Raw genomic sequence first — 13,173 nt, 5'->3', positions numbered from 1 at the left:
AACGATGTCAACGGTTGGCTGTGGATAACTTGAGCTGGCTGCCAGGTATCTGTGGATAACTTGTGCCGCCGTGCGGAGATCGGCGGGGCGGGCGTGCGGGAGGCCGGCGGAGACGTGGAAGGATGACGGCATGAGCGCAGTGAAACTCGATGGCAAGGCGACCGCCGCCAAGATCAAGGCAGACCTGACGACCCGGGTGGCCGCGCTCAAGGAACGTGGCATCGTTCCCGGTCTGGGCACCGTCCTCGTCGGCGACGATCCGGGCAGCCAGATCTACGTGGCGGGCAAGCACCGTGACTGCGCCGAGGTGGGCATCGCCTCCATCCGGGTCGATCTTCCCGCGACGGCGAGCCAGGCCGATGTCGAGGCGGCCATCGACGAGCTCAACGCCTCCCCGGGGTGCACCGGCTACATCGTCCAGCTTCCGCTCCCCAAGCACCTCGACACGATGGCGCTGCTGGAACGCATGGACCCGGCCAAGGACGCCGACGGCCTCCACCCGGTGAACCTCGGCCGTCTCGTCCACATGGTCGAGGCGCCGCTCCCGTGCACCCCGCACGGGATCGTGCTGCTCCTGCAGGCGTATGGCGTACCGATCAAGGGCGCGGAGGTGGCCGTGGTCGGGCGTGGCATCACCGTGGGGCGTTCGCTGGGGCTGTTGCTGACCCGCCGCAGCGAGAACGCGACCGTCACCCTCTGCCACACCGGCACCCAGGATCTGGCCGCCCACGTGCGCCGGGCCGACATCGTGGTGGCGGCTGCGGGCGTGCCGGGGCTCATCACACGGGACATGGTCAAGCCGGGCGCGGCGGTGCTCGACGTGGGCGTCTCCCGGGTCGAGGGGAAGATCGCCGGGGACGTGGCGCTGGACGTGGCGGAGGTCGCCGGGTTCCTGACGCCCAACCCGGGCGGGGTCGGGCCCATGACGCGTGCGCTGCTGCTGTCCAACGTGGTCGAGTCCGCCGAACGCTCCTGAGCTTTGCCGATCACCCCGCCGGCGGCCCGCCTGTCTTCTCGGTCCGGTCTGCGAGTTCGTCCTGGGCGGCCTGGTTCTGCTGCCACCGCTCCATGACCTGCCGGTGGGCCTCGCCCACGAGCAGAAGGAGTTCGGCGGATGACTTGAAGCGGGCGCCCGCCGGGGTCGCGACACCGAGAATCTCGGCTCCGCGCTGCGATGCGGTCACCAGGGCGTCGTTCATCTCCAGAGCTGCGCGGATGGACCGGAGCCAGAGCTCAGCGTCCATGACGTAGCGTTCGCGACGCGCGCCGGGAACGCGTTCCCTGCTGAGCATTCCCTGCTGTTCGAGGAAGGCGACGGCGTTCGAGACCGACGCCGGGCTGACGCGAAGCCGCTGGACCAGCTCGGCGGCGGTCAGAGCGCCGGAGTCGGTGATGTACAGGCAGGCCAGCACCCTGGCCTCCATTCGGGGCAGCCCCTGCTGAGTGAGGAGAGCGGTGAAGGACTCCGTGAAGTCCTTGACCGCTTGGGGGTCACGCCCGTGGCCGCTGTCGGGGACCGGTGGCGCCGGAGGCTGAGCCTGCTTGCGTCGGCGCGCACGATGGCGTGTGGCGTCGTGTGCCTGGTCCGCCCCGTAATCGTCGGGTCCGCCGTTGCGGGTGACCTCCCGCATGATGGTCGAGGCGGGCCGCCCCAGACGCCGGCCGATCTCCGCGTATCCGAGTCCCTCGGCCAGCCCCGTGGCGATGTGCTGACGGTCCTCGCTGGTGAGTCTGCCTCCGGGCATCGGTGCTCGTCTCCTATCTGTCGACATGCGCGGAGCTCTGCGCGCTCGCTGCACAGTATGCATTCACTCGGATCCCATTGCAATGCAACTCTGATCAACCTTTGCGTTCAGTGTCATTCTCATTGCAAAATCGACCTCTTCTGCTCGATGTTCAGGCGTGATGCCTCATCTTTGCACGTTGACGACTTTGTGAATGCAATGTACTGTCGCAGACGTTCAGCGATCCGCGAACGCCGACGGGGGATTACAGGCCCCACGCCGGGACGGGTCCAGCAAGATCGAGGAGACTTACGATGGGACACATCTCCGAAGCAGGGCTGCGCAGGATGCGCGAGGTCCTGGCGCGGCATGTCGATTCCGGGAAGATCCCCGGGCTCGTCGCCTTGTTCGGCAGAGGCGGCGAGACGCACGTCGAAGCGATCGGGACGATGCGCCATGACGGCGGCGCTCCGATGCGCCGCGACACGATCTTCCGGATGGCGTCCACGTCCAAGCCGGTCGCGATCGCGGCGGCGATGGTCCTGCTCGACGAGTGCAGGTTGCGGCTGGACGACCTGGTAGAGCCATGGCTGCCGGAACTCGCCGACCGGCGGGTGCTGAAGCGGATCGACGGCCCGCTGGACGACACCGTGCCGGCGCGGCGGCCGATCACCGTACGGGACCTGCTGACCTCCACGTTCGGGCTCGGCATGGACATGACGGCGCTGGGTACGCCGATCATGGGCGCGATCTTCGAGCAGGGGCTCACGCCCGACCTGCCGGAGCCGATGCCCGAGCCGGACGAGTGGATGCGCCGCCTTGGCACGCTTCCGCTGATGCACCAGCCCGGAGAGCGCTGGCAGTACCACATCAGCAACGATCTGCTCGGCGTGCTGGTGGCCAGGGTCACGGGCCAGTCGTTCGAGACGTTCCTGCGTGAACGCATCTTCGACCCGCTGGGGATGAGGGACACCGGCTTCCACGTGCCCGCCGACGAGATCGACCGGCTGTCGACCCTCTACGCCCCCGACCCGCAGACCGGAGAGTTCACCGTATGGGACGAGGCCAAGGGCGGACGCTGGAGCCGGCCTCCGGCGTTCCCCGGCGGTGGCGGCGGGCTGGTCTCCACCGTCGATGACTACCACGCCTACTTCCGGATGCTGCTGAACGGCGGGACGCACGGGAACGAACGGATCCTGTCCAGGCCCGCCGTCGAGCTGATGACCACCAACCGCCTCACGCCCGAGCAGAACGCCGCCAGAAACGCCCTGGCCACCGAGAACGTCCATGTGTCATTCGGACAAGGGCAGCACGGCGGCTGGGGCATGGGGATGGCGGTGCGCACCTACCGTGGCGACTACGCCTCCATCGGCCAGTTCGGCTGGGACGGCGGAAGCGGCACCTCGACCTACGCCGACCCGGACAAGCAGCTCACCGGAATCCTGCTCACCCAGGTCGGGATGTCCGTCCCGGATTCGGCACGGCTCATCCACGACTTTTGGACCACGCTCTACCAGGCGATCGACGACTGACACCGAGCCCGCATCCAGCTACCCCTTAACAGCTTTGAAGGAGCACACAGCCATGTCCGTCACCCTTACCGACCAGGACAAGATCACCCTGCGGACCGCCGCCTACGGCGCCGTCACGCTGCTGGCCGCCGCCGGTGCCGCCGGCTCGCCCCACAAGATCGCCACCGAGGGCTCCATCGCCCTGGCCTCCGCGACCGGCCCGGTCGGGCACGTGCTCGCCGAGAAGTCAACGGGCATGAACCTGAACGGCAAGTCCGTGGCCGAGCTCGCCGACCACGTGCTTCCGGCCCTGACGGCAGCCATGAGCCTGCTCAAGAAGCAGGCTCCGGCAGAGGCCGGCAACTTCCGGAGCACCGTCATCGTCGCCATCGAAGCAGCGGCCCAGGGCGAGCCCGGCCCCACCATGGCCGACATGATCCGCAAGATCACCGCAGCCCTCGACGCCGCTTGACTTCCCTCAGAACGGGTACCTGGCGATGTCCCCTTGTATGGTGACCCACTGCGTTTCGGTGAAGGCGTCGATGTTGGCCCCGGTTCCGCCGAACCGCGTCCCCGTCCCCGACGCGCCCATCCCGCCGAACGGCGCCACGGCCTCGTCGTCCACGGTCTGGTCGTTGATGTGGACGATCCCCGTGGGCACCAGGTCGGCCAGCGCCATCCCCTTCATGACGTCGCGGGTCAGGACGCCCAGGGACAGCCCGTACTCGGAGTCGGAGGCCAGGGCGGCCGCCTCCTCCAGGGTGGAGAACGTCGTCACGGGCGCCACGGGCCCGAACACCTCCTGCGCGTACGCGGGCGCGTTCACCGGCACCTCGGCCAGCACCGTGGGCCGGTAGAACAGCTCCTCGTACGTCCCGCCGGCGGCGAGCCTGGCCCCGGCGGACACGCTCTCGGTGACGAGCCGGTGCACCCGGTCACGCTGTCCCGCGTCGATGAGCGGCCCGAGCGCGACCTGGCCGGTGGCCGGATCGCCGACGGGCAGGCCGGTGGCCTTGGCGGCGAGGCGTTCGACGTACTCCCGCGCCACCGACTCGTGCACGAGGTGGCGTCCCGAGGTCATGCAGATCTGGCCCTGGTGGAAGAAGGACGCCCACGCGCCCGCCGACACCGCCGGTTCCAGGTCGGCGTCGTCGAACACGACGAGCGCCGAGTTGCCGCCCAGTTCCAGGTGCACCCGCTTGAGCAGCCGCGCGCCGGCCTCCCCGACCTTGCGTCCGGCGGCGGTCGAGCCGGTGAAGGAGATGACGGGGATGTTCGGGTCGGCGACGAGGGCCTGTCCGGCTTCCGGACCGCCGGGCAGAACGTGCAGCAGGCCGCTCGGCAGCCCGGCCTCCTCGAAGACGCGGGCGATCGAGAAGCCCCCGCAGACGGCCGTACGCTGGTCGGGCTTGAAGACGACCGCGTTGCCCAGCGCGAGCGCGGGCGCGACCGAGCGGATGCCGAGGATCAGCGGGAAGTTGAACGGCGCGATCACGCCGACCACCCCGGCGGGCACCCGCCGCGCGAAGCTGAGCCGCTTGCGCGCGGTCGGCAGCACCTCGCCCAGAGGCTGCGAGGCCAGCGCCGCCGCCTCGCAGCACTCCTGGGCGGCCACGTGCGTCTCGAAGCCCGCCTTGCCCGGCACGCCCCCCGACTCGCGCACGATCCAGTCCTGGATCTCCTGCGCGTGCTCCTCGAACAGCCGGCCGGCCCGCCGCAGCAGCGCGGCCCGCTCCTCGTACGGCGTGGCCGCCCACGCCCGCTGCTCCTGGCGGGCCCGTACGGCCGCCACCGCCACGTCGCCGGCGCCTGCCGTGCCCGCGCGGCCCAGTTCGCTGCCCGTGGCGGGTTCGACGACGGGCGCGTCCCCCGCCTGCGACGCCTTCCATCCGCCGTCGAAGATCGATCCTGTCCAGATCTTCGGGTCAAGGAACGTCATGGGAGCCTCCTCAAGGCTGGAAGTCGGGGTCCACGGTCACGGTCACGTCGAGCAGCAGGGGCTCCTCGCGGGTGGACAGCGTCGGCAGGATCTCCTCCAGCGCCGACGTCAGTTCGTCGTGGTCGTCCACCCGGCGGGCCGGGCAGCCGAGCGATCTGGCCAGGGCGCGCATGTCCACCTCGGTGAACGCCGGCCACGGCGCCTTGCCGCCCTGCTTGTCGGCCAGCCGGTCCATGACCGCGTAGCGGCCGTTGGCGAGCACGACGAACAGCGCGCCCACGTGGTAGTGGGCGGCGCTCCAGAGGGCGTGCACGCCGTACAGCGCCGATCCGTCGCCCACGACCGCCACCACCGGGCGGTGCGGGAGCGCCATCCGCAGGCCGACCGCCGCCGGGACGGCGAACCCGAGCCCGCCCATGGCCGCCGACAGGAAACCGAGCGGGGTTCTGGCGGGGATGAGGCGGTGCAGGTCGGGGCGGGAGGACGGGGTCTCCTCGATGAGCACGGTGTCGGCGGGCAGGCGCTGGGCGAGCTCGTGGAGGACGTGCGCGGCCCTGAGCGGCCTGCCTTCCGCCGGCAGTTCGGGCAGCTCGACAAGACCGGAAGCCCTGGTCGTGGTGGGGGTACGGGCCGGGAGGAGGGTGGCCAGGCGGGCGCATACCGCCGACGGCGCCGCCAAACAGGCCATGTCGGCCGCACTCCGATGTGCCTCGGCCGGATCGTCGGTGACCACCGCCACCACCGTCCCCGGCTCCACCAACGGCCCGGGCGCGTACGGGTACTGCCGGAAGACCGGCGCCCCCACGGCCAGCACCACGTCGTGCCCGGCCAGCGCCTCCCGCAGCCGCGCCCGGTCGGCGGGCAGCACCCCGGCGTAGCGCGGATGGTCCTGCGGAAACCCGGCCCGTGCCCCGAACGACTCCTGGAACACCGGGCACCCCAGCCGCTCGGCGAGCGCGACCAGGGACTCCCATGAGGCGCCCGCCCCGGCGACGACAGCCGGCGAGCGTGCCCCCGCCAGCAGTGACACCAGCGGCGCGAGGTCGGAGTCGGCGACGGCGACGGGCCGCAGCACCCGTCCGGGGGCCGCCAGGGTCTCCCCGTCCTCGAAGAGCGCCCCCCAGTCGTCCATCGGCACGATCACGAGCGCGGGCCCGCGGAAGGTGCCGGCCTCGTGGAAGGCCCGCGCCACCGCCCCCGGGACGTCCTGCGCCCGCACCGGCTGGTCCACCCACACCGGGTAGTCCCCGGCCAGCCCGCCCAGCCGCCCGGCCAGGAACGGCTCAAGCGCCAGGTGCCGCCGGTCCTGCTGCCCCACGATGATCACCAGGGGCACTCGGTTCGCGCGGGCCGTGGCGATGGCGCCGACCGCGTTCCCGAGCCCGGCGGTGGTGTGCAGCACGGCCAGAGCGGGCGCCTCTCGCCCGATGGCCCATCCGGTGGCCATCCCGATCACGGACCCTTCGTGCAGGGCGAGCACGAAACGCAGGTCGTCGGGCAGCCCGGTCAGCAGGGAGACCTCGGTGGAGCCGGGATTGCAGAAGATCGTGGTCAGCTCGTACCGCCTGAGGATCTCGAAGACGGCGTCCCTGACCGTGCTCATCGCTCGCCCCTGGCCCGCTGGATCTGCCGGTAGACGTGCCCGCGCAGCTCCCCGAACCGGGGCAGCGACCGCGTCGTGAGCTGGTCACGCTCGGGCGGCAGGTCGATCTTCAGGTCCTCGATGACCGTGGTCGGCGAGGAGGACAGGACGACGACGCGCTGCCCAAGGTACACGGCCTCGTCGATGTCGTGGGTGACGAACAGCGTGGTCACGCCGAGGTCGCGCCACAGCCGCAGGATGAGGTCCTCCAGGTCGGCCCTGGTCTGGGCGTCCACGGCGGCGAACGGCTCGTCCATCAGCAGCACCTGCGGCTCGTAGGCGACCGCCCTGGCGATGGCCACCCGCTGCTGCATCCCGCCGGAGAGTTGCCACGGATGGGCGTCGGCGGCGTCGCCGAGCCCGACCGCCTCCAGGGAGCCCGCGACCAGGTCGCGTCGCCGCTCAGTGGGCACCCGCTTCTCCTTCAGCGGCAGTTCGACGTTCTGGCGCACGGTCATCCAGGGGAACAGACTGCGTCCGTACTCCTGGAAGACCACGGCCATCCGGGGCGGAGGGCCGGTGACGGGCACGCCGTCCAGTCGCACCTCACCCCCGCCGGCCGGCAGCAGCCCGGCGACGCAGCGCAGCAGCGTGGTCTTGCCGCACCCGGACGGGCCCACGACGCACACCAGTTCCCCGGCGCCGACGTCGAAGGTGATGGAGCCGATCGCCTCGACGCGGCGTCCTGGGCTCTCGTAGACCTTGTTCAACGAGGAGATCTCAAGCACGGGCGGCTCCACTGCCGTAGTACCAAGCAAGCACCCGCCGCTCCAGGCGGCGGAACAGGACGGACAATCCAAGTCCGAGCAGCCCGAGCAGCAGGATCCCGCTCCACATCTCGGCGATCTGGAACTGCCGCTGGAACAGCACGATCGTGAACCCCAGCCCGCTTGAGCTGGCGAACATCTCGCTGATGACCATGAGGATGATCCCGATGGACAGCGCCTGCCGCAGCCCGGCCATGATCTGCGGGCTGGCGCCGCGCAGCACGAACCGCCGCATCCTGGACGCGCCGCGCACGCCGTACATGCGGCAGGTGTCGGCGAGGACCTCGTCGAGCGCCCGCACGCCCTCCACGGTGTTGAGCAGGATCGGCCACACGCAACCCGAGACGATGACCAGCACCTTCATGGGTGTGTCGATGCCCGCGAGCAGCATGATCAACGGCACCAGCACGGGCGGCGGGATGGCCCTGAAGAACTCCAGCACCGGCTCCAGCGTGGCCCGCAGCCTCGACGACAGCCCGATCGGCACCCCGAGTCCCACGCCGAGCAGCCCCGCGACCGCGTACCCTGCCAGGAGCCGCCCGAGGCTCGGCAGCACGTCCTCGACCAGCCGCCCGGAGAACCACGTGTCGGCGAACGCCCGACCCACGTCGGCCGGTCCGGGCAGGTAGAAGGAGCTGCCGCTGAACATCCACCAGGCCAGCACGAGCAGCGCGGGCAGGGCCAGCAGGTTGACTACCTTCCTCACGCCGCCACCTCCGAACGCACGGCCGGGTGCCAGGCCAGCACCCTGCGCTCCAGCAGCCGTACGGCCGCGTTCACCCCGATGCCGACCAGCCCGGCCAGCACGATCAGCGCGTACACCGTCGAGACGGCCCCGCTGCTCTGCGCCACCTGGATCTCCGCGCCCAGCCCAGGGCTGCCGATCACGAGCTCGGCCGTCACCGCCAGGATGAACGCGACCGCCGCCGCCAGCCTGAGCCCGGTCATCACGTACGGCAGCGCCGTCGGCCACACCAGGTGGCGCACCCGTGACCAGGCCGACAGCCCGTAGGAGCGGGCGGTGTCGAAGGCGACGGCGTCCACGGCCGCGACGCCGTACAGGACCTGGATGAGCACCTGCCAGAACGCGGCGTAGACCACGAGCAGCAGCGTCGAGCCGAGCGACGGCCCGAACAGCAGCGTGGCCAGCGGCACCAGCGCGACCGACGGGATCGGCCGGAGGAACTCCACGGTCGAGCCGGTCAGGTCGCGCAGCCCCGGCGTGATCCCGATGACGACCCCGGCCACGACCGCGGCCCCGAACGCGATCGCCAGCCCCAGCGCCCAGCCGCGCATGGTCTCGCCGAGCGCGATCCACAACTCGGGCGTGACGAGCTGCCCGGCGAGCGTGCCGAGGACGGTCGAGGCGGGCGGCAGGAACCGTTCGTCCACCAGGCCGAGCCGTGGCACCGCCTCCAGCAGCGCCAGCAGGCCGCCCAGCCCGGCGAGCCCGTACGCGAGACGACCGATCACGGCACCAGCGCCGAGACGTCGACCTTCTCCTTGAGCACCCCGTCGGCGACCGCCAGGTCGGCGATGGTCTGCACGGACGCCTTGTTCACCGCGACGGGCCACTTCGGCAGATTGATCTTGGCGATCACCTCGGGCGCGATCTTGGTGTAGGTCTTCAGCACCTGTCTGACCTCGTCGGAATGCGTGTCGGCGTACTCCAGCGACTTGCCCATGGCAGCCGCGAACCGCCTGGTCAGGTCGGGGTCGGTCTTGCCGGTGGTGAAGTACATCGCCACGGTGAGATCGGGGGCGGCGTCGGCGAAGTTCCATGACACGGCGCGCGCACCCTGGCTCATCGCCTGGCTGACGAACGGCTCGACCACCCAGATGGCGTCCACCCTGCCGCCCTGCAGCGCGGCGGGCGCGTCGGGGAAGGGCAGTTCGACGAACTCGATGCCGGTCGGATCGCCTCCGGCGTTGCGCACGGAGGCGCGTACGGTGGTGTCGCCGATGTTCTTGAGCTGGTTGACCGAGATCTTCTTGCCGGCCAGGTCCTTGGCCGCCCTGATCGGGCTGTCGGGCTTGACCAGCACCGCGCTGAAGTCCTTGCCCTGCTCTCCGGTCGAGGAGACGCCGTTGGCCACCACCTTCACGTCCAGGCCCTGCTGTTTGGCGGTCAGCAGCGAGGTGGTGTTGGCGAAGGCGAACTGGAATTGGCCGCTCACCGCCCCCGAGACGGCGGCGGCGCCGCCCTGGACGGGGGTGATCGTCAGGTCGATGTTCTGCTCGTCGAAGAAGCCCTTGGCCTTGCCGAGATGGATCGGAGCGGTGTCGACGATCGCGATCACCCCGGCGTTGATCCTGTCCTTGCCGCCCGGGGCCTTGCCGGTGGCCGAGGGCGGCGTGCTGCCGCACGCGGCCACGAGTAGGAGGGCGGAGGAAACCACGAGAGCGCGACGCACAGTTGCTCCTATTTGTTCGCGATGCGCACATGTATTCTCTGACCGAACAACCCCGTATCGCGGAACTTACGCCATTGCCCGCTCCTGTCAAGGGGATCACCATGGTCGATCATGTGCAGTCGCTCGCCCGCGGGCTCGCCGTGATCCGCGCGTTCAGCGCCACGGAGCCTGAGCTGACGCTCAGTCAGGTCGCCCGCGCGACCGGGCTCAGCCGGGCGGCGGCCAGGCGGTTTCTGCTCACGCTCGTCGATCTCGGGTACGTGCGCAGCGACGGCCGGCTGTTCGCGCTGACGCCGCGCGTGCTTGAGCTCGGGTACGCCTACCTGTCCAGTCTGTCGCTGCCCGAAGTCGCCGACCCGCATCTCGAACGCCTGGCCGCCGAGGTGCGCGAGTCGGCCTCGGTCGCGGTGCTCGACGGCGAGGACGTCGTCTACGTGGCCAGGGTCGCCACGGCCCGGATCATGCGGGTGACGATCAGCATCGGCACCCGGTTCCCGGCCTACTGCACGTCGATGGGGCGGGTGCTGCTGGCGGGGCTACCGCCCGCGGAGCTGGACGCCTACCTGGAGCGGGCCTCGCTACGCCGGCTCACCTCCCACACGGTCGTGCTGCCGGCGGCGTTGCGGGCCGAGCTGGACCAGGTGCGCGGGCGCGGGTGGGCGATGGTGGACCAGGAGCTGGAGGAGGGGCTGCGCTCGATCGCGGTGCCCATCAGGGACCGGTCGGGACGGGCGGTGGCCGCGGTCAACGTCTCCACGCACGCCAGCCGGAGGAGCCTGCAGGCGATCCGCCGCGACCTCCTGCCCCCGCTCCAGGCCACGGCCGCCAAGATCGAGGCCGACCTGGCCACGCTCTCCGTCGCCCGCGCCTGAGCCGCCGGGTCAGCGCATGCGGTAGCGGTCCGTGGCCTCGCGGGTGGCCCGGATCGCCGCGTCCGCCGTGTCGTAGGTGCGTTGCGCCAGCCCGACGAAGATGCAGTCGACGATCAGCAGTTGGCTGATCCGGCTGGCCAGAGCCCCCGGCCGGAAGGCGGTTTCGCGGCCGGCGGACACCAGCGTGTGATCGGCCAGCTCGGCCAGCGACGACCGGGGGTTGTTGGTGATCCCCACGACCACCGCCCCCGCCTCGGAGGCGGTGCGGGCGGGCACCAGCACGTCGGGCGTCTCGCCGGTGCAGCTTATGGCGACCGCCACGTCGCCGTCCTTCAGCAGGGCCGCGCTGGTCAGGGCCAGGTGCGCGTCGCTGAACGGGTGGCTGGACAGCCCGATGCGCAGCAGCTTCTGCGACATGTCGGCGGCCACCAGCCCCGAGGCCGCCACGCCGTACACGTCCACGCGGCGCGCCACCGAGATGGCCTTGACCACCTCGCCCAGCCCGTCAGGGTCGAGCTGGCCGGCCGTGTCGGCCAGCGCCTCCGACTCGGCGCGGGCGACCTTGGCGATGACGTCCGTCAGCGGGTCGTCGGGCGCCAGGTCGCCGGGCACCAGCCGCTCGGGCTCCTTGGCGACGGCCGCGGCCAGCGCGAAGCGCATCTGGGAGTATCCGGCGAAGCCGAGCGCGCGGGCCGTGCGGACGATCGTCGCCTCGCTCGTCCCCGACACCGCGCTGAACTCGGTGATCGTGCTGCGCACGACGAGGCCGGGGTCGTCGAGGATGATGCGGGCGATGGCCTGCGCCGCCGGGGTGAGCGAGGGCAGCACGGCCCGTACCGCCGCGACGGGGTTGGCGGGTTCGGCGCTCATCTGGTCAGCCATTCCGCCGCCGCCTGCGCCGAGACCCGGGAGATGCCGTGGGTGGCCACGTGCGTGGGCCCACCGGGCGGCGCCGGGATGCCGGTGTCGACGACGATCACGTCGGGGCGGGCCGCCAGGGCCTTGGCCACGGTCTCGCGTACCCAGGGGTGGCGGGCGGCGTCGTGGACGACCAGCACGATCGGGCGTTCGTCGAAGCGCGGCAGCTCGCCGGAGGGGTCCATGCGCACGATGGCCGTTTCGGGCAGAAGGGAGATGAGGGCGGCCGTGATGCCGGTCGGCGTGGCCGGGTCCACGGCCTTGTTGAGGCGGGTGTTGACCTCGACGACCAGCGGCGCGCGGTCAAGGACGGCCGATCCGGCCGTGGACAGGGCCGCCCTGGCCGCCTCCAGGCCGACGGCGGGGTCGACGTCCAGCCTGGCCTTGTCGCGCAGCTCCGACTGGGCGGCGTACCAGCCGGAAAGCGCCCGTACCCGGGAGGCCGCCTGCTCCAGCCGCTCCTCGGGCAGCGCGCCGGAGCGGACGGCCGCCACGACGGCGTCGCGGATCTCGTACACGATCTCCTCGGTGGACACCCCCATGCAGATGGCGTCCACGCCGGCGTTGAGCGCGCGGACCGCGATCTCGCCGGGGGCGAACATGTCGGCCACCGCCTGCATCTCGATCGCGTCGGTGACGAGCATGCCGTCGAAACCGAGCTCGCCCCTGAGGAGTTCGGTCAGGACGGCCCGGCTGAGGGTGGCCGGCACCGACGGGTCGAGAGCGGGGATGAGCAGGTGGCCGGACATGATCGAGCGCACCCCGGCGTCGATCGCGGCCTTGAACGGCGGCAGATCGCGCTCGGCGAGCACCTCGCGCGGGGCGTGCACGGTCGGCAGCGCCAGATGGGAGTCGGTGACCGTGTCGCCGTGGCCGGGGAAGTGCTTGGCGCAGGCCGCCACGCCCGCGCCCTGAACCCCGTTGACGTAGGCGGCCGTGTGACGGGCGACCAGGTCGGCCGTGGGGCCGAACGAGCGGACGCCGATCACGGGGTTGGCCGGGTTGGAGTTCACGTCGGCGTCGGGCGCGTAGTTCAGCGTGATGTCCAGCTCGCCGAGCATGCGGCCGATCTGGCGGCCCACCCGCTCGGTCAGCGCCACGTCGTCGGCCACGCCCAGCGCCCGGTTGCCGGGGAAGGAGCTGCCCTCCACGACCTCCAGCCGGGTGACCGTGCCGCCCTCCTCATCGATCGCGACGACGACGTCGGGGTTTTCGGCGCGAAATTCCCGTACGAGCCGGGCGTCGATGGCGTTGCGGGCGAACAGGACCACCCCGCCCAGACCCTCGCCCAGCGCACGGCGCAGCCACTCGGGGGCGGAGGTCCCCTCGTACCCGGGGTGCAGCACCGTCATCGCCAGTCTGTACAGGTCACCGCTCATCGGCATT

Annotated in this window: 13 protein-coding genes; 4 read left to right on the top strand and 9 right to left on the bottom strand. The window is 71.2% G+C overall.

Annotated elements, in window-relative coordinates; translation table 11 throughout:
• Positions 1-130: 130 nt before the first annotated feature.
• Entirely contained in the window at positions 131-976 is an 846-nt protein-coding gene (locus ACFOY2_RS25560) for a bifunctional methylenetetrahydrofolate dehydrogenase/methenyltetrahydrofolate cyclohydrolase (RefSeq protein ID WP_379530620.1), read from the top strand.
• A gap of 10 nt (positions 977-986) precedes the next feature.
• On the opposite strand, the gene ACFOY2_RS25555 is transcribed toward ACFOY2_RS25560, so the two are convergent.
• Positions 987-1,745, bottom strand: a complete 759-nt coding sequence (locus ACFOY2_RS25555) for a GbsR/MarR family transcriptional regulator (RefSeq protein WP_379530619.1) — start codon at positions 1,743-1,745, stop codon at positions 987-989.
• A gap of 293 nt (positions 1,746-2,038) precedes the next feature.
• On the opposite strand from ACFOY2_RS25555, the gene ACFOY2_RS25550 reads away from it, so the two are divergent.
• Complete coding sequence (locus tag ACFOY2_RS25550) at positions 2,039-3,256, top strand: serine hydrolase domain-containing protein (RefSeq protein ID WP_379530618.1); 1,218 nt, start codon at positions 2,039-2,041, stop codon at positions 3,254-3,256.
• Positions 3,257-3,308: 52 nt separating this feature from the next.
• Entirely contained in the window at positions 3,309-3,707 is a 399-nt protein-coding gene (locus ACFOY2_RS25545; RefSeq protein ID WP_379530617.1) for a hypothetical protein, read from the top strand.
• A gap of 6 nt (positions 3,708-3,713) precedes the next feature.
• Here the strand turns inward: ACFOY2_RS25545 and ACFOY2_RS25540 are convergent, their stop codons facing one another.
• The 6 genes from ACFOY2_RS25540 to ACFOY2_RS25515 are packed head-to-tail and all read right to left on the bottom strand — an operon-like array spanning position 3,714 to position 9,997.
• Complete coding sequence (locus tag ACFOY2_RS25540) at positions 3,714-5,174, bottom strand: benzaldehyde dehydrogenase (RefSeq protein WP_379530616.1); 1,461 nt, start codon at positions 5,172-5,174, stop codon at positions 3,714-3,716.
• A gap of 10 nt (positions 5,175-5,184) precedes the next feature.
• On the bottom strand, positions 5,185-6,777 hold the full coding sequence (locus ACFOY2_RS25535; protein WP_379530615.1) for a thiamine pyrophosphate-dependent enzyme: 1,593 nt from the start codon (positions 6,775-6,777) through the stop codon (positions 5,185-5,187).
• Entirely contained in the window at positions 6,774-7,544 is a 771-nt protein-coding gene (locus ACFOY2_RS25530) for an ABC transporter ATP-binding protein (RefSeq protein WP_379530614.1), read from the bottom strand. Before ACFOY2_RS25530 ends, ACFOY2_RS25535 begins: the two co-directional genes overlap by 4 nt.
• Positions 7,537-8,232, bottom strand: coding sequence for an ABC transporter permease (locus ACFOY2_RS25525; RefSeq protein ID WP_379530783.1), 696 nt, complete (start codon positions 8,230-8,232; stop codon positions 7,537-7,539). The genes ACFOY2_RS25530 and ACFOY2_RS25525 overlap by 8 nt, the downstream gene beginning before the upstream one ends.
• Positions 8,233-8,285: 53 nt before the next feature.
• Positions 8,286-9,056, bottom strand: coding sequence for an ABC transporter permease (locus ACFOY2_RS25520; RefSeq protein ID WP_379530613.1), 771 nt, complete (start codon positions 9,054-9,056; stop codon positions 8,286-8,288).
• Positions 9,053-9,997: an ABC transporter substrate-binding protein gene (locus ACFOY2_RS25515; RefSeq protein WP_379530612.1), complete on the bottom strand. Its 945-nt coding sequence runs from the start codon at positions 9,995-9,997 to the stop codon at positions 9,053-9,055. The genes ACFOY2_RS25520 and ACFOY2_RS25515 overlap by 4 nt, the downstream gene beginning before the upstream one ends.
• A gap of 101 nt (positions 9,998-10,098) precedes the next feature.
• On the opposite strand from ACFOY2_RS25515, the gene ACFOY2_RS25510 reads away from it, so the two are divergent.
• Positions 10,099-10,869 carry an IclR family transcriptional regulator gene (locus ACFOY2_RS25510; protein WP_379530611.1) on the top strand — a complete coding sequence of 257 codons (771 nt, stop codon included), beginning with the start codon at positions 10,099-10,101 and terminating at the stop codon, positions 10,867-10,869.
• Positions 10,870-10,878: 9 nt separating this feature from the next.
• Here the strand turns inward: ACFOY2_RS25510 and ACFOY2_RS25505 are convergent, their stop codons facing one another.
• Both ACFOY2_RS25505 and ACFOY2_RS25500 read right to left on the bottom strand, forming a co-directional pair.
• Positions 10,879-11,739: a MurR/RpiR family transcriptional regulator gene (locus ACFOY2_RS25505; RefSeq protein ID WP_379530610.1), complete on the bottom strand. Its 861-nt coding sequence runs from the start codon at positions 11,737-11,739 to the stop codon at positions 10,879-10,881.
• Positions 11,736-13,166 carry a glycoside hydrolase family 3 protein gene (locus tag ACFOY2_RS25500; protein WP_379530609.1) on the bottom strand — a complete coding sequence of 477 codons (1,431 nt, stop codon included), beginning with the start codon at positions 13,164-13,166 and terminating at the stop codon, positions 11,736-11,738. The genes ACFOY2_RS25505 and ACFOY2_RS25500 overlap by 4 nt, the downstream gene beginning before the upstream one ends.
• Between the last annotated feature and the right edge of the window lie 7 nt (positions 13,167-13,173).

It is taken from the genome of Nonomuraea purpurea (assembly GCF_042650645.1).
Taxonomy (GTDB): domain Bacteria; phylum Actinomycetota; class Actinomycetes; order Streptosporangiales; family Streptosporangiaceae; genus Nonomuraea; species Nonomuraea purpurea.
Note: the sequence above shows the minus strand (reverse complement) of the source record. Positions and strands in the feature narration are given on the sequence as shown.